This is a genomic window from Streptomyces longisporus, assembly GCF_039532765.1.
In the GTDB taxonomy this organism is placed as follows: Bacteria; Actinomycetota; Actinomycetes; order Streptomycetales; family Streptomycetaceae; genus Streptomyces; species Streptomyces longisporus.
The window spans coordinates 1-25,482 of the sequence record NZ_BAAASG010000024.1 but is presented as its reverse complement, the minus strand read 5'-3'; the positions used below and the strand labels follow the sequence as shown (position 1 = coordinate 25,482).

24 protein-coding genes are annotated in these 25,482 nt (G+C 70.4%); 8 read left to right on the top strand and 16 right to left on the bottom strand.

Going from position 1 to position 25,482, the window contains the following annotated elements; all coding sequences use genetic code 11:
• Positions 1-72: 72 nt before the first annotated feature.
• Complete coding sequence (locus ABD355_RS37955; protein ID WP_344405625.1) at positions 73-786, top strand: gamma-glutamyl-gamma-aminobutyrate hydrolase family protein; 714 nt, start codon at positions 73-75, stop codon at positions 784-786.
• On the opposite strand, the gene ABD355_RS37950 is transcribed toward ABD355_RS37955, so the two are convergent.
• Both ABD355_RS37950 and ABD355_RS37945 read right to left on the bottom strand, forming a co-directional pair.
• On the bottom strand, positions 761-1,726 hold the full coding sequence (locus ABD355_RS37950) for an aminoglycoside phosphotransferase family protein (RefSeq protein WP_344405624.1): 966 nt from the start codon (positions 1,724-1,726) through the stop codon (positions 761-763). The genes ABD355_RS37955 and ABD355_RS37950 overlap by 26 nt on opposite strands.
• Before the next feature lie 258 nt (positions 1,727-1,984).
• The gene (locus ABD355_RS37945; protein ID WP_344405623.1) at positions 1,985-2,905 is read right to left on the bottom strand and encodes a LysR family transcriptional regulator; all 921 of its coding nucleotides are present in this window, start codon (positions 2,903-2,905) and stop codon (positions 1,985-1,987) included.
• Between the two features lie 69 nt (positions 2,906-2,974).
• On the opposite strand from ABD355_RS37945, the gene ABD355_RS37940 reads away from it, so the two are divergent.
• A complete protein-coding gene (locus ABD355_RS37940) occupies positions 2,975-4,147 on the top strand; it encodes a TDT family transporter (protein ID WP_344405622.1) in 1,173 nt (390 codons plus the stop codon).
• Here the strand turns inward: ABD355_RS37940 and ABD355_RS37935 are convergent.
• The 4 genes from ABD355_RS37935 to ABD355_RS37920 all read right to left on the bottom strand — a co-directional run bounded on the left by ABD355_RS37935 (position 4,059) and on the right by ABD355_RS37920 (position 9,700).
• Complete coding sequence (locus ABD355_RS37935) at positions 4,059-4,778, bottom strand: helical backbone metal receptor (RefSeq protein WP_344405620.1); 720 nt, start codon at positions 4,776-4,778, stop codon at positions 4,059-4,061. The two genes, ABD355_RS37940 and ABD355_RS37935, sit on opposite strands and share 89 nt — an antisense overlap.
• 5 nt (positions 4,779-4,783) lie before the next feature.
• Positions 4,784-5,359: a helix-turn-helix domain-containing protein gene (locus ABD355_RS37930; RefSeq protein ID WP_344405619.1), complete on the bottom strand. Its 576-nt coding sequence runs from the start codon at positions 5,357-5,359 to the stop codon at positions 4,784-4,786.
• 689 nt (positions 5,360-6,048) lie between these two features.
• Entirely contained in the window at positions 6,049-8,658 is a 2,610-nt protein-coding gene (locus ABD355_RS37925) for an ABC transporter permease/substrate binding protein (RefSeq protein ID WP_344405618.1), read from the bottom strand.
• Positions 8,651-9,700, bottom strand: a complete 1,050-nt coding sequence (locus ABD355_RS37920) for a quaternary amine ABC transporter ATP-binding protein (protein ID WP_344405617.1) — start codon at positions 9,698-9,700, stop codon at positions 8,651-8,653. Before ABD355_RS37920 ends, ABD355_RS37925 begins: the two co-directional genes overlap by 8 nt.
• Before the next feature lie 141 nt (positions 9,701-9,841).
• Here ABD355_RS37920 and ABD355_RS37915 point away from each other — a divergent pair, with 141 nt between their 5' ends.
• The 3 genes from ABD355_RS37915 to ABD355_RS37905 all read left to right on the top strand — a co-directional run bounded on the left by ABD355_RS37915 (position 9,842) and on the right by ABD355_RS37905 (position 12,098).
• Positions 9,842-10,195: a hypothetical protein gene (locus tag ABD355_RS37915; RefSeq protein WP_344405615.1), complete on the top strand. Its 354-nt coding sequence runs from the start codon at positions 9,842-9,844 to the stop codon at positions 10,193-10,195.
• A gap of 21 nt (positions 10,196-10,216) precedes the next feature.
• On the top strand, positions 10,217-11,146 hold the full coding sequence (locus ABD355_RS37910; RefSeq protein WP_344405900.1) for a 5'-3' exonuclease: 930 nt from the start codon (positions 10,217-10,219) through the stop codon (positions 11,144-11,146).
• 103 nt (positions 11,147-11,249) lie between these two features.
• On the top strand, positions 11,250-12,098 hold the full coding sequence (locus ABD355_RS37905) for a siderophore-interacting protein (RefSeq protein ID WP_344405614.1): 849 nt from the start codon (positions 11,250-11,252) through the stop codon (positions 12,096-12,098).
• Between the two features lie 69 nt (positions 12,099-12,167).
• Here the strand turns inward: ABD355_RS37905 and ABD355_RS37900 are convergent, their stop codons facing one another.
• The 3 genes from ABD355_RS37900 to ABD355_RS37890 all read right to left on the bottom strand — a co-directional run bounded on the left by ABD355_RS37900 (position 12,168) and on the right by ABD355_RS37890 (position 14,762).
• Positions 12,168-12,944 carry an ABC transporter permease gene (locus tag ABD355_RS37900; protein ID WP_344405613.1) on the bottom strand — a complete coding sequence of 259 codons (777 nt, stop codon included), beginning with the start codon at positions 12,942-12,944 and terminating at the stop codon, positions 12,168-12,170.
• Positions 12,941-13,957, bottom strand: a complete 1,017-nt coding sequence (locus tag ABD355_RS37895) for an ATP-binding cassette domain-containing protein (protein ID WP_344405612.1) — start codon at positions 13,955-13,957, stop codon at positions 12,941-12,943. Before ABD355_RS37895 ends, ABD355_RS37900 begins: the two co-directional genes overlap by 4 nt.
• Positions 13,958-14,141: 184 nt before the next feature.
• The gene (locus ABD355_RS37890) at positions 14,142-14,762 is read right to left on the bottom strand and encodes a PadR family transcriptional regulator (RefSeq protein ID WP_344405611.1); all 621 of its coding nucleotides are present in this window, start codon (positions 14,760-14,762) and stop codon (positions 14,142-14,144) included.
• Between the two features lie 228 nt (positions 14,763-14,990).
• On the opposite strand from ABD355_RS37890, the gene ABD355_RS37885 reads away from it, so the two are divergent.
• A complete protein-coding gene (locus ABD355_RS37885) occupies positions 14,991-16,550 on the top strand; it encodes an amino acid permease (RefSeq protein WP_344405610.1) in 1,560 nt (519 codons plus the stop codon).
• A 1-nt stretch (position 16,551) separates the two neighbouring features.
• Here the strand turns inward: ABD355_RS37885 and ABD355_RS37880 are convergent, their stop codons facing one another.
• Positions 16,552-17,133, bottom strand: coding sequence for a GNAT family N-acetyltransferase (locus tag ABD355_RS37880; RefSeq protein WP_344405609.1), 582 nt, complete (start codon positions 17,131-17,133; stop codon positions 16,552-16,554).
• A 67-nt stretch (positions 17,134-17,200) separates the two neighbouring features.
• On the opposite strand from ABD355_RS37880, the gene ABD355_RS37875 reads away from it, so the two are divergent.
• Both ABD355_RS37875 and ABD355_RS37870 read left to right on the top strand, forming a co-directional pair.
• Positions 17,201-18,151: an RluA family pseudouridine synthase gene (locus tag ABD355_RS37875; protein ID WP_344405608.1), complete on the top strand. Its 951-nt coding sequence runs from the start codon at positions 17,201-17,203 to the stop codon at positions 18,149-18,151.
• Between the two features lie 438 nt (positions 18,152-18,589).
• Positions 18,590-19,639 (top strand): terpene synthase family protein, encoded by a 1,050-nt coding sequence (locus tag ABD355_RS37870; RefSeq protein WP_344405606.1) that lies wholly within the window; start codon positions 18,590-18,592, stop codon positions 19,637-19,639.
• A 50-nt stretch (positions 19,640-19,689) separates the two neighbouring features.
• Here ABD355_RS37870 and ABD355_RS37865 read toward each other — a convergent pair whose 3' ends face one another.
• The 6 genes from ABD355_RS37865 to ABD355_RS37840 all read right to left on the bottom strand — a co-directional run bounded on the left by ABD355_RS37865 (position 19,690) and on the right by ABD355_RS37840 (position 25,224).
• Entirely contained in the window at positions 19,690-21,174 is a 1,485-nt protein-coding gene (locus tag ABD355_RS37865) for a cytochrome P450 (RefSeq protein ID WP_344405605.1), read from the bottom strand.
• A gap of 90 nt (positions 21,175-21,264) precedes the next feature.
• Positions 21,265-21,885, bottom strand: a complete 621-nt coding sequence (locus ABD355_RS37860; protein ID WP_344405604.1) for a GTP-binding protein — start codon at positions 21,883-21,885, stop codon at positions 21,265-21,267.
• Positions 21,866-22,279, bottom strand: a complete 414-nt coding sequence (locus ABD355_RS37855; protein WP_344405603.1) for a DUF742 domain-containing protein — start codon at positions 22,277-22,279, stop codon at positions 21,866-21,868. Before ABD355_RS37855 ends, ABD355_RS37860 begins: the two co-directional genes overlap by 20 nt.
• Positions 22,276-22,683: a roadblock/LC7 domain-containing protein gene (locus tag ABD355_RS37850; protein ID WP_016434374.1), complete on the bottom strand. Its 408-nt coding sequence runs from the start codon at positions 22,681-22,683 to the stop codon at positions 22,276-22,278. Before ABD355_RS37850 ends, ABD355_RS37855 begins: the two co-directional genes overlap by 4 nt.
• Positions 22,680-24,272 (bottom strand): sensor histidine kinase, encoded by a 1,593-nt coding sequence (locus ABD355_RS37845; protein ID WP_344405602.1) that lies wholly within the window; start codon positions 24,270-24,272, stop codon positions 22,680-22,682. Before ABD355_RS37845 ends, ABD355_RS37850 begins: the two co-directional genes overlap by 4 nt.
• Before the next feature lie 316 nt (positions 24,273-24,588).
• Positions 24,589-25,224 (bottom strand): TetR/AcrR family transcriptional regulator, encoded by a 636-nt coding sequence (locus ABD355_RS37840; protein ID WP_344405601.1) that lies wholly within the window; start codon positions 25,222-25,224, stop codon positions 24,589-24,591.
• Positions 25,225-25,482: the final 258 nt, after the last annotated feature.

The following is a 25,482-nucleotide window of genomic DNA, read 5'->3' as shown; positions in this document are numbered from 1 at the left end:
CGGGGGCCTTGCCTTCGAGGCCACCTCTCGACAAAGGTACGAATACAATCCTTTGCAGGACCGGGAGGTCGCATGGCGGACGGGCCACTGATCGGCATCAGTACGTATCTGGAGGCCGGGGCGCGCTGGGGCGTGTGGGAGCTGGAGGCCGCGCTGCTGCCGACCGGCTACCCGCGGCTGGTCCAGCGGGCCGGCGGCCTGGCCGCGATGCTGCCGCCGGACGCGCCGGAGCACGCCTCAGCGGCCGTCGCGCGTCTCGACGGTCTGGTGATCGCGGGCGGCCCGGACGTCGAGCCGGTCCACTACGGCGCGGAGCCCCACCCTCGGACGGGCCCGCCGGCCCGTGCCCGGGACGCCTGGGAACTGGCGCTGATCGATGCCGCCCTGGCCGCCCGGATCCCCCTGCTGGGCATCTGCCGGGGCATGCAGCTTCTGAACGTCGCCCTGGGCGGCACGCTGGTCCAGCACATCGACGGCCATGCCGAGGTCGTCGGCGTGTTCGGCCACCACCCGGTCAAGCCGGTGCCCGGCACGCGGTACGCCGGCGCCGTCCCCGAGGAGACGTCCGTACCGACCTATCACCACCAGGCCGTCGACCGGCTCGGCACCGGCCTGATCCCCTCGGCGCACGCGGCGGACGGGACGGTGGAGGCGCTGGAACTGCCGTCCGCCGACGGCTGGGTGCTGGGCGTGCAGTGGCATCCGGAGATGGGGGACGACCTGCGGGTGATGCGGGCGCTGGTGGAGGCGGCTTCTTCGGCTACGAGGCCTTCAGCCGTCTCCTGAGCCAGGCGAGGGCGGCGTCGCCCTGGGCGCGCTGGAAGGCGCGCAGGGTGGGCAGGCCGGGTGGGGCGGGCAGCAGGGAGTGCTCCACGAAGTACCCGGCCAGTGCCGCGAGCACGGCCGTGACGTCGACCGGATCCGCGTCCCGGCCCAGCGGATGTGCCGTGAACACCTCCTCCGGGTCCGGACCGCCCTGGGCCCGCACGCACGGCAGCATGACCAGCAGGTCGAACCACGGTGCGGCGCGCACGGCGTGCGGCCAGTCGACGAAGACGACGCGGTCTTCGGCGGTGAGCAGCATGTTGTCGGCGCGCAGGTCGGCGTGGGCGAGAGTGTCGCCGGAGGCGGCCTGAGGCCAGTCCGCGGCGATGTCGGCGAGGCGGGACAGCTGGGAGAAGGTCCAGGCGTCGAGGCGTCCGCGGACCTCGCGCTCCGGCTGCGCCCGCAATCGCTGCCAGCCGGAGAAGTCGTCGGCGAGCGCTTCGGCGACGGGCGGGGCGTCCACGGGGGACGGGGTGAGGGTACGGCTCAGCTCTCCCACGGCGTCGAGGACGCGCCGCAACTCCCGCTGCCGCCAGGGGACATGAGGCTGACGGCCGGGGATCTCCTCCAGGACCAGGGCGACCCAGGTGCCGTCGTCGTAGGTGCCGAGGAGACGGGGAGCGGGGACGGTGGGCGGGAGGGCGGCGGTGTGGCGGGCCTCGGTGCGGTGCAGGGTGGGGCTGTGCGGGTTGGTCTCCGCGCTGACCGCCTTGACGAAGGCGCGGCTGCCGTCGGCGGTTCGGATGCGGGCGGCTGTGCCCGGGGAGAAGCCACCGGGTTGGGTGACGGCGTGGACGACGGGGGTGCCGCCGAGCACGTCTGCGACGGCGTTGCGCACGGTGGGCGGGAGTGCCTCCCAGGGTGTGCGGACGCCTGCGGCGGGCGGGGCGGGGGTGGTCATGCGCCTCATGGTGGTCCCCGGCGGCCCCTGCCCGCCAAGGGTTTTCGCCCCCGCCGCCCCTTCCCGTCCCGAACCCAGGGGCCAGCCCCCGGACCCCCGCTCCTCAAACGCCGGAGGGGCTGGATTTTCGCCGGCCGGGGGTTTGATCTTTCAGCCCGTCCGGCGTTTGAGGACGAGGCCGTTCAGGCCGATCGGGGGTCTGGGGGCGGAGCCCCCAGGGGTCGGGACGGGAAGGGGCGGCGGGGGCGAGGAAAGTCGTCACCCCCGGGTCAGCGACAGCAGGTCCCGTGCCGGCCCCACCGGCCGGTGCCCCGTCGGCCATACCGCCCGTAGGTCCCGGGCGAGCGCGACGCCGGCGACCGGCACCGGCACCAGCCGCCGCATCGCCAGCTCCTCCCCCACCGCCAGCTCACTCAACACCGCCGGCCCCGCCCCACTGACCGCCGCAGCCTTCACCGCAGTCGTCGACGACAGCTCGATCAGCGGCCGCGCCAGCCCGCCCAGCGCCGCGTCCAGGACCTGTCGGGTCCCCGACCCCTGCTCGCGGAGGATCAGCGGCGTCGCCGCCAGCTCCGAGGCCTCCAGCGGACGCTTGCGCCGGGCCCACGCGTGCCCCGGAGCGGTCACCACGATCAGACGGTCGTGTGCGATCACCGTCGAGTCCAGACCGGGCGGCACACTGACCCCCTCCACGAATCCCAGATCGGCCTCGCCGGACAGCAACCGCTCCCCCACCGCCGCCGAGTTGCCCGCAAGCAGGGACACCGCCGTGTCGGGCCGCTGGGCGCGCAGTGCCAACAGCCAGCCGGGCAGCAGGTATTCGGCGATGGTCATGCTCGCCGCCACCCGCAGCCGGGAGTCCCGCCGGTCCCGCAGCGCCTGCGCCCCCACGTCGAAGGCCTCCGCCGCCTCGACGATCCGCCGCGCCCAGTCCGTGACCAGCGCACCGGCGTCCGTGAGGCGGGAACCCCGCGGCGAACGGTCGACCAGGGCCACCCCCAACTGCCGTTCCATGGACCGGATCCGGCTGCTCGCCGCCGGCTGGGTGATCCCCACCTCCCGCGCGGCCCCGCCCAGACTGCCGAGCCGCGCCACCGCCAGCAGCAGCTCCAGCGCCCCGAGATCGGGCACCCGATGCGCCAGCGAGACGACGGCCGGCGGCTCCTCCCTGTTACTCATAACTTCAGCTTATGTCCTCATAGAGACATACTCCCTGGTCGCGGCGAATCGGCAGCGAGACCGTGAGGCATGGTCACCGCAGCCCAGCCCCTTCCGCGTGCCACCGCACGCCCTCCACGCGCCACGGCCGTCCGCCACCTCGGACCCAACTGGTACGCCACCGTCATGGGCACCGCCATCGTCGCCACCGCAGGGTCGGCGCTCCCCTTCGGCATTCCCGGCCTGCGCACCGCCTGCGCAGCCGTGTGGACCCTGTCCCTCGGCCTCCTGCTCGCCCTGCTCGCCGCCCGCGCCCTGCACTGGAGGCACCACCGCGACCAGGCCCGCGCCCATCTCCTCGACCCGGCGACGGCACCGTTCTACGGATGTCTCGCCATGGCCCTGCTGGCCGTCGGCGGCGGCGCCGTCACGGTCGGCCGGTACTGGATCGGACCGCACGACGCGCTCCTTCTCGACGCCGTGCTGTTCACCGCCGGAACGGTGGTGGGGCTCGGGGCCGCCGTCGCCGTGCCGTACCTCATGGCCGTACGAGACAAGGTCGAGCCGGACCAGGCCACGCCGGTGTGGCTGCTGCCCGTCGTCGCGCCCATGGTGTCCGCGGCGCTCGGGCCGCTCCTCGTGCCGCACCTGCCGGCCGGGCAGCCCCGGGAGACGCTTCTGTTCGCCTGCTTCGCGATGTTCGGCCTGAGTCTCCTCGCGACCCTGCTGATGCTGCCGGTGGTCTTCGGTCGGCTGATCACCGGTGGTCCGCTGCCCCTCGCCCTGACCCCGACGCTGTTCCTGGTGCTCGGGCCGCTCGGGCAGTCCACCACCGCGGTCGGCAAGTTCGCGGACGCGGCGCCGGGGGTCGCACCGGCGCCGTACAGCGCGGGATTCGGCATCCTCGCCGTCCTGTACGGCGTGCCGGTGATGGGTTTCGCGCTGCTCTGGCTGGTGTTCGCCACCGCGCATGTGGTGCGGGCACGGCGGCAGGGCATGGGCTTCGCGATGACGTGGTGGGCGTTCACCTTCCCGGTGGGTACCTGCGTCACGGGCGCCGAGGCGCTCGCCCGGCACACCGGGCTCGTCGTGTACGACTGGCTCTCGGTCGGGCTGTACGTCCTGCTCGTCGCCGCCTGGGGCACCGCCGCCCTGCACACGGCCCGCGGTCTGGTCAGCGGAGCGCTGCTCGCAGCGCCTCGCCCAGCACTCCCGGCGCCTCGGTCAACGACGGCCCGTACCAGGTCAGATGGCGTCCGCTGACCAGGGCGCACTTCAGTCCGGGGAACGCCTCCGGGCCGTCCTCGGCCGTGAAGCGGTACGGCTCGTCCGGCAGTACGACGACGTCCGGGGCGGCCGCCCGCAGGTCGTCGAGCGGGATGCGGGGGTAGCGGTCCGGGTGGGTGGCGTAGAGGTGGTCGACGCCGAGGCGGGAGAGTACGTCGCCCGCGAAGGTGTCCCGGCCCAGGACCATCCAGGGGCGGCGCCAGATCGGGACCACGGCCGTCGTGCGGTGCTCCGGGCCCGGCAGGCGGGACCAGGTCGTCTCGGCCTCGTCGAGCCAGCGGGGGCGGGAGGTCGCCCCACAGGCCTCCAGCACCCGGGCGAGCTCCGCGAACGCCTGCGGCATGTCACACACCACCGTCACCAGGACCTCGAGGCCCGCCGCACGCAGTGCCGCCAGGTCGGGCTCCCGGTTCTCCTCCGCGTTGGCCACCACCAGGTCGGGGGCGAGCGCGAGGATGCGGTCCAGCTCGGGGTTCTTGGTGCCGCCGATGCGGGGGACGTCCAGGTGGACGGGGTGCGTGCACCAGTCGGTCGCGCCGACCAGGGCGCCCGGGACCGAGACCGCGATGGCCTCCGTCAGCGACGGGACGAGGGAGACGACGCGCACCGGCACTACCGCGACCGGTTCTGGACCGCCTCGACGTGCTCGGCGACCGCGACGACGACCACCCGCGTGTCCGACACGGTCGCCCGCCACCGGTGGCGTACGCCGCCCGTGAGGTACAGGGTGTCGCCGCGGCCGAGCCGGTAGGCCCGCCCCTCGGCCTCGATCTCCACCGCGCCGTCGGCGACATACATCAACTGGTCGTTGCGGTACTGGAATTCGCGGCCCGCGTCATGGTCCCCGGTGAACTCCGAGGCGTGCATCTGGTGGTGCCCCCGCACCAGGGAACGCACCCGCGGCTCGGCCACCGGCTCGGGCTCGGCGCGCACGACGTCGACGCTGCACGCCGGGTCGGCGGCGGCGAGGAGTTCCACGGCGGTGGTGCGCAGGGCGTCGGCGACCTTCTCCAGGGACGTTCTGCTGGGCCGCGCCCGGTCGTTCTCGATCTGGCTCAGGAAGGGAACCGACAGGCCGCTGCGCCCGGCCACCACGGCGAGGGTGAGCTGCAGCGCCCGACGGCGTCGCCGCACGGCCGCGCCCACTCGCAGGGGCTGATCCTTGTGGTCGTCTTTGTGGTCGCCCATCGCTCCGGCTCCCTCCTTCGCTCGTGGTCCGTGTCGGCGCGGTTCCGTGTGCCGTCCACCGGTGTCCGGGTACGGCTCTGTGATGACTTCTCTGCACCTTACGCAGGTTCGGCAAACCGTTTCACGCGCCCGTCACATCCCCGTAAACACTGCGTGCGGTCAATTCGCCAACTCTGACCCCTGGATGGGCTCCGCCCACTCGCCGGGCACGGATTCCTCCTTCGGGACGAAGCCGCTGACCAGCAGGGCCGGCGGGCGGACGGCGCCGGTGGCGGGGGCGGCCGGCGGTCAGTGCGGGACCGGCCCTCCGCGGGCGGGCGGACGAGGCTCCGGCCGGCCCGTCCGGTGCCGGGATCGCGGGTGTACGTCCGCCGGTTCCGGACGTCGGCGGCGTGGCGCCCAGTTGGTGCCCCGTGTCGCGATCCGGCCGGTCATGGCTGGTCAGTTCGATGGTGCCGCCATGCATCGAGGCGACGCCGGAGGCGGATTCGGCCCGGCCGACCAGGGTGCGCGGCGCGGTGCATGTGCGCTCGGCACTTCCGGCCCGGAGAGCGCTGAGGCTTGGGCGATGGCATGGCGCTCCGTGGTTGGCCGGATCCTTTTCGTACATCCTTCACGCGCGCGTGGGCGGCCCGTCTCGCGACGGACCGCCCACGCGCGCGTGCTTCCCTACGGAAGCGTCATCCGGCCTACTGCGGCGTCATCCGCCCGACCATGTCCGGGTGCTCCTTGAGCCAGGCGGCGACGGCCTCCTGCTCGTGGCCCTGGCCGCGCTTGTTGATCTCGGCCTCCAGGCTGCCGAGCTCGGCCTCACTCATCCTGAAGTTCTTGATCCACTTGGTGAGCTGCGGGTACTGCTCGGGGAACTTGTCGTTGGAGATGGTGCGGATCGTGTTGCCCTCGCCGAAGAGCTTCTTGTCGTCCTTCAGCTTGGTCAGGTCGTACCGGCTGTACGCCCAGTGCGGCAACCACAGCACCACGGCGACGGGCTTCTTCTGGGCGTAGGCACGCTTGAGCTCCGCCAGCATCGCCGGGGTCGAGCCGTCGACGACCTTGTACTCCTTGTCCAGGCCGTAGCCGGGCAGCACCTTCGTCTTGAGCAGGTTCATCTCGCCGGTGCCCGGCTCGATCCCGATGATCTTCCCGCCGAAGAGGCCCCCCTTGCCCTTGAGGTCCTCGTAGGACTTCACGCCCTTGACGTACGAGGGCACGGCGACCTCCAGCGAGGTCGGCTGGTACCACGTGCCGAGGTCCTTGAGACTGTCCTTGGACTTGTCCCAGTAGTTCTTCTGCGCGTACGGCAGCCAGGCGTCGAAGTTGACGTCGAGGTCGCCGGAGGCGAGTCCGGTGTAGACCGGGCCGACGTCCATCTGCTTGAGGTTGAGCCGGTAGCCGCGCCGCTCCAGGACGTTCTTCCAGAGGTGGGTGACGGCGATGTCCTCGTCCCAGGGGAACCAGGCGACGTTCACGGGCCGCTTGGCCTCGGCGGAGGCGGAGTTGTGCGGGACGGGGGCCGCCTTGTCCACGAACCCCGGGTTGTCCTTCAGCCAGGCGCGCACGGCGTCCTGCTGCTTGCCCTTGCCTGCCTTGTTGATCTCGGCCTCGAGGCTGGTGAGCTGCTTCTCGCTCATCTTGAAGTTCTTCAGCCACTTGCCGACGACGGGGTTGTCGCCCGCGAAGCCCTTGCGGGCGAGCGTGTGCACACCGTCGCCCTCGCCCCAGGCACCCTTGGGGTCCTTGAGCTTCTTCAGCTTGTAGTCGTTGTACGCCCAGTGCGGCGACCAGAGGGTGACGACGATGGGCTGCTTCTGGCTGTACGCCCGCTTGAGCTCGGCCAGCATCGCCGGGGTGGAGCTGTCGACGACCTTGTACTCCTTGTCCAGGCCGTATGCCCCAAGCACCTTGCTCTTGAGCAGGGCCATCTCGCCGGCGCTGGACTCGATGCCGGTGATCTTCCCGCCGAAGGTGCCCGCCTTGCCCCTGAGGTCGTCCAGGGAGTCGATGCCCTTCATGTACGAGGGGACGCTCAGCTCCAGGGAGGTCTTGCCGTACCAGGCGCCGAGGTCGTCGAGCTTGCTGCCGTACTTCTTCCAGTACTGGGCGTGCGTGGTCGGCAGCCAGGCGTCGGTCTGGAAGTCGACGGTGCCCTGGGCGAGCGCGGTGTAGAGCGGGCCGGCGTCGAACTGCTTGGCGTCCACCTGGTAGCCGCGCTCTTCGAGGATCTCCTTCCACAGGTAGGTGGAGGCGACGCCCTCGTCCCAGGGGATGTAGCCGATGCTGATCTTCTTGCCCTGGCCGACGTCCTTGCCGTCGGCCACCGGGGCGGAGCCGCTGCTTCCGCCGAAGACGCCCATGCCGCCCGCGACGAGCGCGAGGATCACGACACCGATGACCGCGATCTGCGGACTGGGCCGATACGACCAGATCCTCAGGCCCTGGGCGGCGCGGGCCTTGGCGGCGGCGCGGCGGCCCAGCGGGGAGACATGGGTGCCCAGGGCGCCGGTCATGCGGTCGAGGTAGATCGCGAGGATCACGATCGCGACACCGGCCTCGGAGCCGAGGCCCACGTTGAGCTGGCCGATGGCCTCGTTGACGTCGCCGCCGAGGCCGCTGGTGCCGACCATGCCGGCGATCGCTGCCATGGACAGGCCGAGCATGATGACCTGGTTCACACCGGCCATGACGGTCGGCAGTGCGAGGGGCAGCTGGACGCGCAGGAGGGTGTCGCGGGGCGAGGTGCCGAAGGCCTCGGCGGCCTCGACGAGTTCCTTGTCGACCTGGCGGATGCCCAGTTCCGTCATGCGCACGCCGGGGGCGAGCGCGAAGATCAGGGTGGCGACGATGCCGGCGGAGGCGCCGGTGCCGAAGAACAGGATCGCCGGGATGAGGTAGATCATCGCGGGCAGCGTCTGCATGAAGTCCAGGACGGGCCGGACGAGCCCGCTGACCCGGTTGGAGCGCGCGGCCCAGATGCCGACGGGCACCGAGATCACCAGCGCGATGATGGTGGCGACGAGGACGAGCGAAAGGGTGACCATCGCGTCGTCCCACAGTTCGAGGGAGTCGATGAAGGCGAATCCCACGAAGGTCAGGACACCTGCGAGGGTGCCGCGCAGCCAGAACGCGAGCACGGCGAAGATGCCCGCGAGCAGCAGGGGTTCGGGGGCCTGCAGAACGGCGTTGATGCCGTCGTAGGTGCCCGAGAAGACGGCCTTGAAGAAGTCGAAGAGCCAGGACACATGGGCCAGCAGCCAGTCGACGGTGCTGTTGACCCAGTCGCCGAGCGGGATCCTAGGCATGGACGGCCTCCTCGTTGCCGAGGAAGGCGACCAGGCGCCGGCTCGGGACCACTCCGACGAGTTTGTCCTGGGAGTCGAGGACGGCCACGGGGTGCGTCGTCCGGGCGCTCATCGCGCAGAGCTCGGTGAACGGCGTGTCGGGCGTCGCGGTCTCGCAGTCGCTCGTGCAGCCGCAGTCGGCCTCGTCGCCCTGTACGTCCGTGTCCATGACGGCGGACGCGGTCAGTACGCGGGAGCGGTCGACGTCCTGGATGAAGGAGGCGACGTAGTCGTTCGCGGGCCGCAGCAGGATGTCCTCGGCGGTGCCGGTCTGGACGATACGGCCGTCGCGCATGACGGCGATGCCGTCGCCCAGGCGCATGGCCTCGTTGAGGTCGTGGGTGATGAAGACGATGGTCTTCTTCAGGCTCCGCTGCAGTTCGAGCAGTTGGTCCTGCATGTCGCGGCGGATCAGCGGGTCCAGGGCGCTGAAGGACTCGTCCATCAGCAGCAGGTCGGCGTCGGTGGCGAGGGCGCGGGCGAGGCCGACGCGCTGCTGCATGCCGCCGGACAGCTCGTCGGGCCAGGACTTCTCCCAGCCGGCCAGTCCGCACAGGGCCAGCGCCTCGCCGGCGCGCTGCTCACGCTCGGCGCGGGGCACGCCCTGCACGGCCAGGCCGTAGCCGGCGTTCTCGAGGACGCTGCGGTGCGGGAACAGCGCGAAGTGCTGGAAGACCATGCTGATCTTCCGCGCGCGGACCGCCCGCAGCTCACGGTCGCCGAGCGCGGTCAGGTCCTGGCCGTCGAAGCGGACCTGTCCCGCGGTGGGCTCCAGCAGGCCGTTGAGCATGCGCAGCAGCGTGGACTTGCCGGAGCCGGACAGGCCCATGACGACGAAGATCTGGCCCGGTTCCACGGTGAAGGACGCGTCGATCACGGCGGCCGTGGTGCCGTCGGCGCGCAGCTCCTCCCGGTCGGCTCCCTGTCGGAGCCGCTCGACTGCGTCGTCGGGTCGTCTGCCGAACACCTTGTAGAGATGTTCGGCCTCTAGCCTGGATGACACGTCTGCCTCTCATCACGGGGTGGGGGGACAACGGCCGCGCCTGCCCTCGGCCGACCAGGACAAACGCGGAAGTGGTTCAGTTCACAACCAGTGCGTAGGATCGCCGCCGGTGCTTCACATCGGTGCGTCTGGGGGGCGACTGTGGAACGACCGGACGACAGACGTGCGTCGGTGCTGCGCTTCGCGACGGAGCTGGTGGCCTGGATCGCCACACCCTGGGCCCTGTGGCCGTACTCCTGGCCGCTCGCCGTCCTCGCGGTGCTGGTGCTGATCGGTCTGCCGACCGTCTTCTCCACACCCGGGGACAAGGAGAAGGTGGTCGTCGCCGTGCCGGGCTGGGGCACTGTCCTGCTCGTGCTGCTCCAGCTCGTCGCGGCCGTGACCTCCGCGTGGTGGCTGTTTCCCGCCTGGGCGGCCGTCCTGGTGTCGCTGCTGGCCGCCGCCACCCTGGTGACCGAACGTCCGCGCTGGCGGTGGCTGCTCGCCGGCGGGTGACTGTCAGTGCCGTACGGCATGATGCGAGGCGTGACCGGACGACTGATGCTCCTCGACACCGCCTCGCTCTATTTCCGCGCCTACTTCGGCGTGCCGGAGTCCGTGAAGGCCCCGGACGGCACCCCGGTGAACGCCGTGCGCGGGCTCCTCGAATTCATCGACCGCCTGGTCAAGGACCACCGCCCGGACCACCTGGTGGCGTGCATGGACGCGGACTGGCGCCCGCAGTGGCGGGTCGACCTGATCCCCTCCTACAAGGCGCACCGCGTCGCCGAGGAGCACGAGGTGGGCCCGGACGAGGAGGAGGTGCCGGACACGCTCTCCCCGCAGGTGCCGGTCATCGAGGCCGTCCTCGACGCGCTCGGCATCGCGCGCGTGGGCGTCGAGCCGTACGAGGCGGACGATGTGATCGGCACGTTCACCGCGCGGGCGAAGGGCCCGGTCGACATCGTCACCGGCGACCGCGACCTGTACCAGCTGGTGGACGATGCGCGCGGGGTGCGCGTGCTGTACCCGCTCAAGGGCGTCGGCACGCTGCAGCTCACCGACGAGGCTTGGCTGCGCGAGAAGTATGGGGTGGACGGCGCGGGGTACGCGGATCTGGCGCTGCTGCGCGGCGACCCGAGCGACGGCCTGCCGGGGGTGCCGGGCATCGGCGAGAAGACGGCCGCGAAGCTGCTCGCCGAGTTCGGGGACCTGGCCGGGATCATGGCCGCGGTCGAGGACCCGAAGGCCAAGCTCACACCGTCGCAGCGCAAGCGGCTCGACGAGGCGCGGCCGTACGTCGCCGTGGCCCCGAAGGTCGTCAAGGTCGCCGACGACGTGCCACTGCCGGATGTGGACACGACCCTGCCGCACGCCCCGCGCGACTCGGCGGCGCTGGACGAGCTGGCGGTGCGATGGGGACTGGGCGGCTCGCTGCAGCGGCTGCTGACGACGCTGGGGATGTGACGTTTCCGGCAACGTGCACTCATCAAGTCTTCAAGGGAGAGGTGTTAACTGAGGGAAGATGCTAACTTAGGCAAACCTAAGCTTGGGGAACAGGGAGGCCGCCATGGCAGAACGCCCGGCACGGAAGCCGCGGAAGGCCCGGTCAGCGCAGGTCGTGCGCACGGAACGGCTGACTCCGCACATGCAGCGCGTGGTCCTCGGTGGCGAGGGTCTGGCCGAGTTCGCGGCGGACACCTGCACCGACCACTATGTGAAGCTGCTGTTCCCGCCGAGCGAGGGCGTCGCCTATCCCGAGCCCTTCGATCTGGAGCGCATCCGCGAGGAACTGCCGCGCGAGCAGTGGCCGGTGACCCGGACGTACACCGTACGGGCCTGGGACCCGGTCCACCGCGAGCTGGCGCTGGACTTCGTGATCCACGGCGACGAGGGCCTGGCCGGCCCGTGGGCGGCGCGTGTCCAGCCGGGCGAGACCGTGCACTTCATGGGCCCGGGCGGCGCCTACGCCCCGGACATCAGCGCCGACTGGCATCTGCTCGTCGGCGACGAGAGCGCCCTGCCGGCGATCGCCCGCTCCCTGGAGTCGCTGCCCGAGGGCGTCACGGCGCACGCCTTCGTGGAGGTCTCGGGCCCCGAGGAGGAGCAGAAGATCGACTCCGACGTGGAGGTCGTCTGGCTGCACCGCGGGGACCGGCCCATCGGCGAGGCGCTCGTCGAGGCCGTACGCTCGCTGCGGTTCCCGGAGGGCCGGATGCATGCGTTCGTGCACGGCGAGGCGCACTTCGTGAAGGAGCTGCGCCAGCTGCTGCGCTGCGACCTGGCCGTCCCGCGCGAGGACCTGTCGATCTCCGGCTACTGGCGGCTCGGCCACAACGAGGACGGCTGGCAGGCCTCCAAGCGGGAGTGGAACGCGCGCATCGAGGCGGAGCAGGAGAGCGCGGCGTCCGCCGCGTAGGACGTCCGAAGGGGCGGCACCTCGTCGAGGTGCCGCCCCGTCGCCTCGCCGTCGCGCCGAGAGGTGCGCTCACACCGACCGCTGGTAGGAGCGGAACGTCCGGATCGACAGCCACACCGCCGCCACCGCGAGCGCCAGCAGCGCCCCGCCGCGGCTGAGGACGGCACCCCAGTCGGGGTGTTCCGACAGTGCCGAACGGCCCGCGACCATCGCCCAGTTGAGCGGGTTGAAGTCGGCGATGTGCCGCATCCAGGACGGCATCTGGGACGGCGCCATGAAGGCACTGGAAAGGAACGTCAGCGGCAGCAGCAGAAAGGTGTTGATGCCGATGATCGACTCCCGCTCCCGCACCAGCATGCCCAGCGCGTTGGACAGCGCCCCGAAGACGGTGCCGAGCAGCACGGAGGCGAGGACCAGGATCGCGATGCCGCCGACGCCGCCCGGGTAGTCGGCGCCGCCCGCAAGCGCGAGCAGCACGATGACGACCGACTGGAACGCGGTGACCAGGCCGTTGTTGACGACGTTGCCGTTCATCAGCGCGGCCCGGCTGACCGGAGTGGTCAGGAAGCGGTTGAGCGTGCCACGCTGGATCTCCTCCAGTGTGCCCATCCCGGCCCACATGTTGGAGCTGAGCGCACTCATCACGACCACGCCCGGGACGAGGTAGTCGAGGTACGTGGTCGTCCCGAAGCCGCCCAGCTCGACCACCTTCTTGAAGAGGTTGCCGAACAGGAACAGCCAGATCACCGGCTGGATCAGCGTAATGACCGCGTACGCCGGCTGCCGGGTGAACACCATGAGCTGGCGCTGCGTCATGTACCAGGTCTGGGAGACGGCCGTGCTCATCGCGCACCTCCGGCGAGGACGAGGTTCCCGGTGGCCTCGGCGCCGGCCTCCGAGTAACGGCGGCCGGCGTAGCGGAGGTAGACGTCGTCGAGGGAGGGCCGGGCGACGGTCGCGGCGGCGACCCCGACCCCGGCCCGCTCCAGCGCCCCGAGCAGGGCGGGTACGGCCGCGGCCCCGTCGTCGGCGCGGACGCTGACCCGGCGCCCGTCGATCAGCACCTCGTGCATTCCGGGCAGAGCGCCGAGGGCGCCTTTGAGGAGCGTACGGCCGGCCTCGCCGACCGGTTCCCTGAGCTCCAAGTGGACTGCATCGCCGCGCAGTTCACCCTTGAGGGAGTCCGGGGTGCCCTCGACGACGACCCGGCCGCGATCGACGATGGCGATGCGCTCGGCGAGCCGGTCGGCCTCCTCCAGATAGTGCGTGGTGAGCAGGATCGTCAGCCCCTCCTCCCCCGCCAGCCGGTCGATCTCGTCCCACATCGCCGTCCGGGCCTCGGGATCGAGGCCGGTGGTGGGTTCGTCGAGGAAGAGCACCTCGGGCCGGTGCACCAGCCCGAGGGCGACATCGAGCCGGCGGCGCATACCGCCGGAGTAGCCCTTGACCGGGCGCTTTGCGGCGTCGGCGAGACCGAAGCGGTCGAGCAGCTCGTCCACCCGGCTGCTGAGGGCGGCGCCCTTCAACCCGTAGAGCCTGCCCTGCAGTTGGAGGTTCTCGCGGCCGGTGGCGACCGGATCGGCGCCGGAGCTCTGGGCGACCACGCCGATCGCGCGGCGCACCCGGTCCGGGTGGCGCAGCACGTCGTGCCCGGCGACGGTGGCGGTGCCCGAGTCGGGCTGCGCGAGGGTGGTGAGGATCTTGACGGTGGTGGACTTGCCGGCGCCGTTGGGCCCGAGGAGCCCGAAGACGGTGCCCGGTTCGACGGTGACGTCCATGCCGCACAGGGCGGTGACCTCACCGGGGTAGGTCTTGATCAGCTGGCGCGCCTGCACTGCGGGCGCACGGGTAGCACTCACGACTGCTCTCCTGAATGAGCGGATGACAAACGACCGGATGACAACTGATCCGTCCGCGTGAAGAGCGCCGGGCTATCCTGGGTGTGCCGCACCTCGATCGCCTGGAGCCGCTTCACGGCGGATTCGGTTCGGGGTTCGAGACCCCGGCCCAGCTGCTGCAACAGCCCGGCCGGGGTCTGTTTCGTCAGGTGAACTCCGGTGGCAGCTCCCCCGTTTCGTGGAAGTGGCGCCACCCGTCGACGCCCGGCAGCGAGCCCTTCTCGATCTCCTCCAGGAAACCGCGGACCCATTCCGCCTGCGCCTCGACCATGTGCAACTGGTACTCGACCTCGACGAGGAAGAGCCTCGGGAGCGTCTCGCCGAGCTTCTGCAGCGCCGCGCGCCCGCTCGCCACCTCCACCTCGAGGTTCTGCAGCCGCTCCTGGAGCAGCCGCACCACGTCGTCGGGAGGCAGCGCCCCGAGCAGTGACAGCGCGGTCTCGAAGATCGGGAACTCCTTGGCCGGGACGGCCAGCAGATCGGACAGCCAGTCGGCCATCTCCTCCCGCCCCGCCTCGGTGAGCCCGTAGACCGTGCGCTCGGGCCGGTTGCCCTTCCGCTCGACCTCCGCGACCTCCACGAAGCCGTGCTTCTGGAGGTTCTGCACGACCGTGTAGAGCGAGCCGTACTTGATCTTCGTGCTGATGTCCTTGCCCTGTTGGCGCAGGGTCTGGGCGATCTCGTACGGATGCATCGGCTTCTGCCAGAGCGTGACCAGCACGGCGAGCGCCAGCGGGTTGCTGAGCTTGCGGCGCTTCATCGCCATGACCGATCACCTCGCTCACGAATATCCGTGACCGAACATATCGCGATCCCCAACGGGCGTCAATACACACGATGTATCGCGTTCAGAGGCGCAGAGCAAGGGCGTGAGGACTTGGGCCCGCCCTGGACATGGCGCCGTGACGCGCACGAAACAGCCCGTCCCTAATTTCTGTCGCCTGACAGGAACCCGCGCCACTCCCCGCTCCCCGCGCCGAAGGCAGGTGCCGCCGTGACGACAACCACCCCCTCCGACGTACGCCCCGACCCACCGCACCCGCCCGACGACGGCTCGCTCGCCGAGTTCGGCTACCGCCAGGAACTGCACCGCAGCCTGGGCAGGTACGCCTCCTTCGCGGCCGGGTTCTCCTTCATCTCCGTACTGACGACCGTCTTCCAGTTCTTCGCCTTCGGGTACGCGTTCGGCGGCCCCGTCTTCTTCTGGGCCTGGCCGGTGGTGCTGGTCGGGCAGTTGCTGGTGGCCGCGTGCTTCGCGGAGCTGGCCGCCCGGTATCCGATCTCGGGCGCCATCTACCAGTGGTCCTCGCGGCTTTCGAACGTCACCTTCGGCTGGTTCGCCGGCTGGATCATGGTGATCGGACAGATCGTGGTGGTCGCGGCGGCGGCGCTGGCGCTGCAGATGGTGCTGCCGGCGATCTGGTCGGGCTTCCAGCTGGTGGGCACCGACCCGGCGGTGACCTCGCAGGACGGCGCGGCGAACGCGGCGGTCCTCGGAGTGATCCTGCTGGTACTGACCACACTCGTGAACATCGTGGACAACCGGGTGATGTCCCTGATCAACCGGGTCGGCGTGACCGCCGAGATCATCGGTGCGGCGCTCATCGTCGTGCTGCTGCTCACCCACTCGAAGCGCTCCCCCGGCATCACCTTCCACACCACGGGAGCAGCAACATCAGGCCTGTTCGGGGCACTTGCCGTGGGTTCCTTCACGGCGGCGTACGTGATGATCGGCTTCGACAGCGCGGGCGAGATGAGCGAGGAGACACACCACCCCCGGCGTACGGCGCCCCGGACGATCCTCACGGCACTGGGTGCCGCGGGCCTGCTCGGCGGTCTGGTCATCCTCGGCGGCCTGCTCGCCGCGCCCAGCCTGACCGACGGCCATCTGGGCGTCGACGGTCTGAGCTACGTCCTGACCAGCAGCCTCGGCGCCGGCGTCGGCAAGGCGCTGCTGGCCGACGTGGTGGTGGCGATCGCGGTGGCCACGCTCGCCATCCAGACCGCGGCCTGCCGGATGCTGTTCTCCATGGCCCGCGACGGTCAGCTCCCCTTCTCCCGCCGCCTCGCCCGCGTCAACCCGAGCACGGGCATGCCGAACGCCCCCGCCCTCGTCGTCGGTGCCCTCGCCGCGGTGCTCCTGCTGCTCAACTTCGTCTCCCCGGACGCCTTCCTGGCCATCGGCACCACCTGCATCGTGATGTTGTACCTGGCGTACGCGATGGTCACGGGCCCGCTCCTGCTCCGCCGTCTGCGCGGCGAGTTCACCTCCGAAGGCACCGACGAGACGGGCGGCCGGCTCTTCTCCCTGGGCCGCTGGGGCATCCCGGTCAACGCCCTCGCCCTCCTCTACGGCCTCCTCATGACGGTCAACCTGGCCTGGCCGAGGGCGGCGGTGTACGACCCGGCGGGCGGGCACTGGTACTTCCAGTGGTTCACGGTGCTGTTCCTCGCAGCCACGGTGGTGGCCGGCGGTGCCTACCGGGCGTACCGGAAGCAGACCGGCACTCGAAGCGCCGTACCGGAAAAGGCGGTTCCGGAGGCCGCGGTCTAGCTCAGTCGCCTCGCACGCGCGCGTGCAGATGCATGTCGTGCCAGCCGTCAGGATGCAGGAAGGCGCTGCGCTTGGTGCCTTCCAGGGCGAAGCCCGTCTTGGCGGCGACCCGGCAGGAGGCCTGGTTGGCGGTGGCATGCAGGAGTTCCAGGCGGTGGAAGCCGATCTCCTCGAAGGCCCAGCGGGTCAGGGTGTTCGTCGCTCGTGCGGCCACACCCTGACCGCGGGCCGCCGCCGTGGTCCAGTACGCGACCTTGGCCACGCCCTCGGCGAGCCTGATGTCGCGCAGCGCCACCCGCCCGAGCAGCCGATCGGTGTCCGCGTCGACGACGGCCCACTGGGCGCCCCGCTCCCTCTTCCACTCCTCGCACCACGTCTCGATCCATCCGGCGGCCTCCGTCTCCGAGTCGCTGCGCATGAGATGCCACTGGTGCATCAGGGGGTCCTGGAACGCCGCATGGACCGCGGACACGTCGTCGGTCCGCCACGGGCGCAGGACCAGCCCGTCACCGCCGAAGAGCAGGGGCTGCGGGGCCCGGGAGAGGGTTTTCTCGGGCAGCACGGAGTCAGCGGTGTACGGCATGGTCCGCATCCTGCCGCCGGGACGCGACCCGGCCAACGGATTTTCCGGCGCCGTACCCTTGATCGTGATGAGACGCAGGCCCCCCATTCCCCCTTCCCCCCTGCCGCAGCGCCACGGGGTCGATCCGGTGCGGGTGCGGCTGCCCCTCGAGGGCGCATGGGCCACGGTGCGCGAGCATCTGGTCGAGCGGCTCAGCGGTGCGGGTGCAGGTGTCGTCGACGGAATGCTGGACGCCGGGAAGATCGTCGGCGCCGACGGGCGAGCCGTGGCCCCCGACGCCGCTTACGTACCCGGCATGTTCGTGTGGTTCCACCGGGAGCTGTCCGACGAGGTGCCGGTGCCGTTCCCGCTGGAGGTCGTGCACCGCGACGAGCACATCGTCGTCGTCGACAAGCCGCACTTCCTGGCCACGACCCCGCGCGGCAGCCACATCGCCGAGACCGCGCTCGCCCGGCTGCGTCGGGAGCTGGGGATCGAGACCCTCGGCGCCGCTCACCGGCTGGACCGGCTCACCGCCGGGCTGGTGCTGTTCACGGTGCGGCCCGAGGAGCGGGGGAGGTACCAGTCCCTGTTCCGTGACCGGCGGGTGCGGAAGGAGTACGAGGCGGTGGCCCCGTACGATCCCGGGCTGGCCCTGCCGCGAACCGTGCGGAGCCGGATCGTGAAGGAGCGGGGAGTGCTCGCCGCCCATGAGGTGGCGGGCGAGCCGAACGCCGTCAGCCGCGTCGAGCTGATGGAGCGCACTGCGCACGGCCTCGGCCGGTACCGGCTGACGCCGAGCACCGGGCAGACCCACCAGCTGCGCGTCCACATGAACGCGCTCGGGGTGCCCATCCTCGGCGATCCGCTCTACCCGGTGGTGACCGCCCCCGTGCCGGCCGACGACTTCCGACGCCCGCTCCAGCTGCTGGCGCGGGCCCTGGAATTCACCGATCCGGTCACCGGGGTGGAACACCGCTTCCGCAGTGGGCGAACCCTCGGAGCTTGGAGCTCGTACGACGACTGGGCCGGTCAGTAAGACCGTTCCTGCAGTGTCGGCAACAAGTGTCGCGTGTACCCCACCAGTTCACCCGCACAGCTATGAACGATTGAGAACCAACTCTTTCGGATCGATGCCACACATGACAACATTTCAACCAAGTGCGCCCCTCGCGTGCCGACGTACGCTCCTCCTACGCTCCTTCACGGAGACGGGCGCCGCGCGCACGCTGGGGATTACAGCCAGAAGTGGGACGTTCTTGCGGAGGCTCGGGCCATGGCATCAAGTCGCGTCGAATTCGCGACAGCAACCCCGCACATGCCGGCTTGGGAGGGCTCTGCGCAGGAGGCACTGGAACAGCTGTCAGGTGCACGCGGTATTCAGGAACCGCTGAATCGCCCGCGCCATCTTCGGCGCGAATCGAATTGCGAAAATGCCCACGTTCGATCGGTTCCGTGAGCAGGCCCAGTTCGTGCGGTGCAGAAGGACGCCGTCACCACACAGGAGGCAGCCGTGTTGTTGGACACCTTCCAACTACCCTCGTTCTACATGCCGTTCAAGACCAGGGTGAACCCACACTTGGAGGACGTCCGTCCACGCGTCCGCGCCTGGGCATGGTCATTAGGTCTGCTCGAACCACAGCACACCGACTCACATCACGGCGGGTGGAGCGCCGACGTCTTCGACCGGGCGGACTTCACTCTGTTCACCGCCCTGACCTACCCACATGCCTCCGCCCAGGAATTGGAGCTGCTGTCCGGCTGGCACAGCGTCATCTGGTGTCTTGACGACGTTTTCCTCCCCTGGTGTGAAGCCCTCGGCAATCGCCGGAGGATCCTGCAGCGCATCGAGCGGCTGATGGCCTTCCTGCCGATAACCGCATATGACTCGGGCCCAGTCCCGGAGCAGCCGCTGGAACGCGCACTCGCGGACCTGTGGCACCGCACAGCCCCTTCGGCGACGCGCTCCTGGCGGATCCTGTACGCCAGGTCCGTACGACAGTTCCTGGAGGCATCGCTGTGGGAAGCGGACAACCTCTCGCGCGGCCGATTCCCCGACCTCATCGAGCAGACAGAAATGCGCCGGGATTACGGGGCGGCCGGGTGCAGTGCACTTTTGATGGAGCACTCACTGGGCTGGGAAATTACCGAGGAAATACGTGGAACCCGCCCCTTCACCGTACTGATCAATGCATTCCGGGACACAGTCGATCTGCACAACGACATCGTGTCCTACCCCAAGGAAGTCCTCGAAGGCGCCGCGAGGAACAACATCGTGCACGTGGCGCAGGAGCTGTACGACATCCCCCTCCACTCGGCAGTGTGCCTCGTCGACCGCATCCTGACGGGGCGTGTCAGGACACTCGACGAAACCGTCAGGACCGATCTCCCGCAAGCACTGCGCGATCTGCACGTGGATCCTGCCACTCAGCACGCCGTGCTCAGGCACGCCCGGGCCATCCAGGGCTGGGCCGCAGGCTCCTACCACTGGCACAAGGGCACCGAGCGGTACCGGCCCGCCGCCTGACTCGGGCGGTCCGGCAGCCGCTCGGTACTCCCGCACCTACCGGGGGCCGGTCAGTAGCCGCGCCACCAGCGCAGGAAACGGCGCCAGGCGCCCGTCGGGCGGACCGGTTCCTGGGGTGCCTGCGCGGCCTGCTGGGCCGGTGCCGCCGGCTGGGGCTCCGCGGCGGCAGCGGCCGGCTCGGGCCGCTTGGTGCCGACCTCCCAGTCGGTGCGCTGCGGGGGGACGGGCGAGTGGCTGGGCTTCGCCTTCACGTCCTGCTGCGGCCTCGGCTCGAAGTACACCGGCAGTTCCACCAGATGCCGGTTCAGGAGAGAAGTTCGCCAACGCAACTCTTCTTCCTCGCAGTCGAGTTGTACGTCCGGCAGACGGCTGAGCAGCGCGTCGACGCCGACGTCGGCGATGGCGCGGCCGATGTCCTGGCCCGGGCACTCGTGCGGGCCACCGCTGAAGGCGAGGTGGGAACGGTTGCCCATCATGTTGGCCGACAGGTCGGGGCGGACCCGCGGGTCGACGTTGCCCGGCGCGATGCCCAGGAGCAGGCCGTCGCCCTTGCGGATGCGCTGTCCGCCCAGCTCGGTGTCCTGCTTGGCGATGTAGGCGAGCTGGGCGCTGAACGGCGGCTCGTCCCACAGGGACTGCTCGACCGCCTGGGGCACCGTCATCTGGCCGCCGTTGAGCTGGGCGCGGAAGCCCGGGTCGGTGAGCACCAGTCGCAGCACGTTGGCGAGGAGGTTGGCCGTGGCCTCGTACGCGGCCATCAGGACGACGCGCAGATGCTGGCCGACCTCCTCGTCGTTGAGCCGCGCCGGGTGGTTGATCAGGTGGCTGGTGAAGTCGTCCTCGGGTTCGGCCCGGCGGCGGGCGGTGAGCCGCATCAGGACCTCCATGATGTACGCGTTGCTGGCGATGGAGGTCTCGGTGCCCTTGAGCATGTCGCGCGCGGCATGCACGATCCGGTCGCTGTACTCCTCGGGCATGCCGAGGATCTGACACATCACCGCCATCGGCAGGTGCTCGGCGAACTGACCGACGAGGTCGGCCCGGCCCTTCTCGCAGAACTTGTTCACGAGGTGCTGGGTCGCACGGTTGATATGGCGGCGGATGCCCCGGTGGTCGATGGTCGACATGGCACCGGTGACCGCGCCACGCAGCCGCAGGTGCTCGTCGCCCTCGGCGTGGCAGCAGATGGGCTGCCAGGCGACGAGTGGCATCAGCGGGTGGTCCGGCTTGATGGTGCCGTCCTGCAGGGCTGTCCACAAGCGGGTGTCACGGCAGTACTGCGAGGGACTGCTCACCATGTGCAGGTTCTCGCTGTGGCCGAGCACCACCCAGATCGGCACGTCCTCGTGGAGCAGCGCGGGAGCCACGGAGCCGTACTCGGCCCGGAGCTTCTCGTACACGTCTCCGAGGTCCTCCGCCTCGGGGCCGTACAGGCGGCGCAGCCCGCCGGGGCCCATACCGTGCGCGGGGCAGCCGGGGGGCGGACCGGCGAGAGGCTCGTCCGTGCCGGTCGGAAAGAGGGGTTCAGGCGTCACGATGGTCGCTCCGAAGCTGAAGTGAATCCGGTGTACAGGAAGGAGAGGGGAACTAGTACGGCCGTACGGCTCTGGCCAGGTGCGGGCGGCTCACGTGGACGCCTTCGCCATCGCCAGCGCATGCAGGAAGCGCAGCAGCGTCATCAGGACGTCCCGGCTGGAGGCCCGGCGGCGTGCGTCGCAGTCGATGATCGGGATCTCCTCGGCCAGGTCGAGCGCGGTGCGCAGTTCGGCGATGGGGTAACGCGGCGCGTCGGGGAAGGAGTTGACGGCCACCACGAAGGGCACGCCGCGTTCCTCCAGCCGCCCTATGACGTCGAAGCTGACCTCGAGCCGCCGGGTGTCGATCAGTACGACCGCGCCCAGCGCGCCCTCGAACAGCCCGTTCCACAGGAACCAGAAGCGTTCCTGGCCGGGGGTGCCGAAGAGGTAGAGCACCAGTTGGTCGGTGATGCTGATGCGGCCGAAGTCCATGGCCACGGTGGTGGCCGTCTTGGACTCGGAGCCGTAGTTGTCGTCGACCCCTACGCCGGCCTGCGTCATGGTCTCCTCGGTGGTCAGCGGCCTGATCTCGCTGACCGAGCCGACCATCGTCGTCTTGCCGACTCCGAAGCCGCCCACGATCACGATCTTCACCGCGGCCTGGGCCGTGTGCGGCAGATGATCCTCTGTTCGTGGTCCGGGGATGGTGTCAGAGCCTTTGAAGTCCATGCATCACCGCTTCGAGAAGGGAACGGTCGGGGAGCGCCTGCCGGACGATCGGGGCGCGCGCCTGCACCAGTTCTGCCGTCAGCATCTCGGTCAGCAGCACGGTCACCACGCTGAACGGCAGACTCAGATAGGCCGAGAGCTCGGCCACCGAGAGGGGGGCCGTGCACAGCCGGAGCATCGCCGTCTGCTCCGGGGTGGCGGAAGGCGGCGGGTCGGCGCGCGCCACGATTAACGTGACCAGGTCGATGTCGGCGCGTTCCCCGTCCGGCCCGGCGACGACGTAGAGCCGCTCCGGGGCCTTCGTGTCACCCTCCTGGCCTTCCTTGGGGGGTGTCGGGGGAGGTTCCGGGATTTCCTGACTGGGGTATCGCCGCCGGCGTTGCGGAGGAGTCATACGGTCTGCCCGTTGCGCCGGGGCGGGCTGGTGAGGTGGGCCCCGATCCGTACGACGAGATCGCGCATGCGGTTGCTCATCAGACCGGGCTCGGCGACCACGTCGGAGAGCACCGCGAGGTAGGCGTTGGCTCCGGCGGCCATCAGATAGAAGTAACCGCCGTTGATCTCGATGATGACCAGCTTCATCCGGCCGTCGCTGCCCGGGATCTCATGGGCGACGGCGCCCGCCAGGCTCTGCAGTCCCGCGCAGGCCGCGGCGACGCGGTCGGCGGCGTCCGGATCGCCCCCGTAGCGAGCGATGCGCAGGCCGTCGGCGGAGAGCACCACGATCATCTCGATGCCCGGTACTCCGTCGGCGAGATCCTTGAGCATCCAGTCGAAGTTGGCTCGCTGCTGGATCACTTGTGGTCCCTCTCGTCGTCGGCCTCGATACGGGCCGGCTCGTTGGTCGGCTGGGTGAATGCGGTCGGGTCCGGGTCGCCCTTGAGGCCCTCCCAGAACGCCTCGACCCACAGCCCGGGTTCGGTTTCCTTGGTCTCCGGCTCCGGCTCGGGCACGGGCGTCGCCCAGGCGGGCCTGCTCGCCTGGGCCTCCCGCTCGGCCGCTTCGGCGGCGGCCTGTTCGGCGAGCCGCTGGCTGAGCGGGATCTTGACCCGGCTGCGACGCTGCGGCAGGCCGCCCGCGGTCCACTCCGTGACCTCGGGGATCTCGTCCTCCATGGACACGCCGGCCGGGATGCGCGGGCTGGTGGGACGCCGCCTCTTCGGTGCGCGCTTGGGACCTTCGAGCGCACCGAGTTCGAGCTTGGGCGCCGCGGTGGCGCCGATGCCGTGGGCGAGACCGGGCGCCTCGTCGCCGGTCACCATCACCCGCGGGATGACGAGGACGGCGCGGACACCGCCGTACGCGGAGGCGCGCAGCGAGATCTGCATGTCGAACGCCTTGCACAGGCGGCCCACGACGGCCAGGCCCAGTCGGGGGGAGTCGCCGAGTTCCTGGAGGTCGACGCCGGCCTTGGCGCGCTCCAGCATGGTCTCGGCCTTGGCACGGGCCTCCTCGCTGAGGCTGACGCCGGCGTCCTCGATCTCGATGGCGATGCCGGTCTGCACCTCGGTCGCGATGACGTGCACCTTGGTCTGCGGCGGCGAGTAGCGCGTGGCGTTGTCGAGGAGCTCGGCGCAGGCGTGGATGACCGGCTCGACGGAGATGCCGCGGATGTTGACCTTGGCGATGTTGTCGAGCGAGATGCGCTTGTACTCCAGGATCCGGGACATGGCGCCGCGCAGCACGCTGTAGAGCGGGACGGGCTGGGGCCACTGGCGTCCGGGGCGGCCGCCGCCGAGCACCGCGATGGAGTCGGCGAGGCGGCCGATCAGCGCGGTGCCGTGGTCGATGCGCAGCAGGTCGTCGAAGACCTCGGGGTTGCGGCCGTGGTCCTCCTCCATCTCCCGGAGTTCCTTGGCCTGTTGGTGCACGATCGCCTGGACGCGGCGGGCGATGTTGACGAAGGAGCGCGCCGAGGAGTCCCGCAGGGCTTCCTCGGTGTCGATGATGTCGAGCATCCGCCTGACCAACGCCACCTGGGCCTTTGGCAGGTCGCGGTAGGCGGGGTCGATGTCGCCGAGGAGGTTGACCACGTCCAGGGGCGAGTGCCCGCCGCGCAGGTACTCGATGGCGATGGGGACGATCTCGTGCGAGAGGCGGTGGACCTCCTGTTCGTGTCCGGCGATCCGCCGTTCCATGTACGCACGGTGACGGGCGCTCTCCTCGCGCACCGCCTGCAGGGTGCGGCCGCGGCGTACCGCTTCGGCCGCCGTCGCGATCACCAGGAGCGTGGCGACGGCGCCGCACCACACGACGGCCGCGCGGGCCGGTACGGCCACCAGGGCGACGGCTGCTCCGGTCGCTGCGGCCATCACTATGGCGGGCAGCAACAGCACGCGCGCGTAAGGAAGTTCACGGCGCCCGGGAGGGGATTGAACACTCACCATGTAGGCCCTCTGAAAAGGATCGGCTGGGTGTCTGGGGAGCTTGCAAGTGGGGTACGCATGGGACTGCGTAGGATCTTCATTATTTTTGGGAACAAGCGCACGAATACACCTCAACTCGGTGCGCTGCGGGCGAGCTTAGTCCGACCGGATCATCGCCGTGTCATATTCAGCAAGCACCTGAAATGGGACCGGACCAAGGGGTACCCTCGGCTCCATTTGCACACCCGGCAGCTGTTCGAACACGCTACGTCACGACGTAAGGGCGTACGAAAACCACTCACCGTGACGAGTGAAGATCAGCTTCCGCAGCGATCGGTCAGACGCCGGCGATCCGCAGCGCCGCGTCCGCCGTGGCCTCGGCGAACACCGACACCGGGCGTTCGGGGTCGGAGCGGTGCACGAGGATCACGCCTTCGATCAGACCGAACAACAGGTCCGTACGCAGATCGAGCTCGTTCTTGGCGAGCGCGCTCCCGGCGGCCGTTCCGGCGAGCAACTGCCGGTAGGCGTCCTTCAGTTCGGCGCGCACGGCGTGGAAGCCGGCGAACCGCTCGGCCCGCACCTCTGGCAGCAGATACAGCCCGCCGAGGTTGTGCGGGCCGCCGCACAGCAGCTCCACGTCCGTCCGGCACAGCTCCCACAGCCGTCCCTCGGGCGGGGTCGCGTCGTCGGCGAGGAGCTGTCGGGCGTAGGCCAGCGAAGGCGTGACCGTGGACTCCAGCAACTCGGCGAGGAGTTCCTCCTTGCCGGAGACGTAGTGGTACATGGAGGCCTGCCGCATCCCGGCGCGCTCGGCGACGGCGCGGGTGGTGGTGGCCGCGTACCCACGGGTGGTGAACAACTCGGCGGCGGCCGCGAGCAGTTCGTCGCGCGGCTGCAGACCACTGTCCGGCCGTTGCGCGGCCCGCGGCCTGCCGACCCGGCGGCCGCCTCCTCCACCCGGCGTTCCCATGCGTTCGATCCTCGCACACGGCGAGGCGGGGCGATCTCCCGTGGGTCCACCGGAGATCCACGGGCGGCCCTGGAGGCCTTGGGGCGGCCTCCGGGCAAGCTCCGGCGGGCACTCGGGCATCTCCGGCCTCCAGCAGCGGCCTCCGAGGACCCCGGGGCCCTCCGGCCCCGAGCCACACCGGGCCCACCTCCGGGACCCGGACACCTCCGCCCACCCCCAGGACCCCTGGGCACCTCGACTCACCTCCAGGCCCCCCGG

What these genes read in the sequence shown, in the direction of transcription:
- ABD355_RS37855 (WP_344405603.1), bottom strand. Translation starts at nt 22,279, where the DNA reads ATGACTCCTCCGCAACGCCGGCGGCGATACCCCAGTCAGGAAATCCCG.
- ABD355_RS37950 (WP_344405624.1), bottom strand. Translation starts at nt 1,726, where the DNA reads ATGACCACCCCCGCCCCGCCCGCCGCAGGCGTCCGCACACCCTGGGAG.
- ABD355_RS37945 (WP_344405623.1), bottom strand. Translation starts at nt 2,905, where the DNA reads ATGAGTAACAGGGAGGAGCCGCCGGCCGTCGTCTCGCTGGCGCATCGG.
- ABD355_RS37905 (WP_344405614.1), top strand. Translation starts at nt 11,250, where the DNA reads ATGGCAGAACGCCCGGCACGGAAGCCGCGGAAGGCCCGGTCAGCGCAG.
- ABD355_RS37940 (WP_344405622.1), top strand. Translation starts at nt 2,975, where the DNA reads ATGGTCACCGCAGCCCAGCCCCTTCCGCGTGCCACCGCACGCCCTCCA.
- ABD355_RS37930 (WP_344405619.1), bottom strand. Translation starts at nt 5,359, where the DNA reads ATGGGCGACCACAAAGACGACCACAAGGATCAGCCCCTGCGAGTGGGC.
- ABD355_RS37845 (WP_344405602.1), bottom strand. Translation starts at nt 24,272, where the DNA reads ATGGTGAGTGTTCAATCCCCTCCCGGGCGCCGTGAACTTCCTTACGCG.
- ABD355_RS37880 (WP_344405609.1), bottom strand. Translation starts at nt 17,133, where the DNA reads ATGCCGTACACCGCTGACTCCGTGCTGCCCGAGAAAACCCTCTCCCGG.
- ABD355_RS37900 (WP_344405613.1), bottom strand. Translation starts at nt 12,944, where the DNA reads ATGAGCACGGCCGTCTCCCAGACCTGGTACATGACGCAGCGCCAGCTC.
- ABD355_RS37955 (WP_344405625.1), top strand. Translation starts at nt 73, where the DNA reads ATGGCGGACGGGCCACTGATCGGCATCAGTACGTATCTGGAGGCCGGG.
- ABD355_RS37910 (WP_344405900.1), top strand. Translation starts at nt 10,217, where the DNA reads ATGCGAGGCGTGACCGGACGACTGATGCTCCTCGACACCGCCTCGCTC.
- ABD355_RS37860 (WP_344405604.1), bottom strand. Translation starts at nt 21,885, where the DNA reads ATGGACTTCAAAGGCTCTGACACCATCCCCGGACCACGAACAGAGGAT.
- ABD355_RS37875 (WP_344405608.1), top strand. Translation starts at nt 17,201, where the DNA reads ATGAGACGCAGGCCCCCCATTCCCCCTTCCCCCCTGCCGCAGCGCCAC.
- ABD355_RS37890 (WP_344405611.1), bottom strand. Translation starts at nt 14,762, where the DNA reads ATGGCGATGAAGCGCCGCAAGCTCAGCAACCCGCTGGCGCTCGCCGTG.
- ABD355_RS37840 (WP_344405601.1), bottom strand. Translation starts at nt 25,224, where the DNA reads ATGGGAACGCCGGGTGGAGGAGGCGGCCGCCGGGTCGGCAGGCCGCGG.
- ABD355_RS37925 (WP_344405618.1), bottom strand. Translation starts at nt 8,658, where the DNA reads ATGCCTAGGATCCCGCTCGGCGACTGGGTCAACAGCACCGTCGACTGG.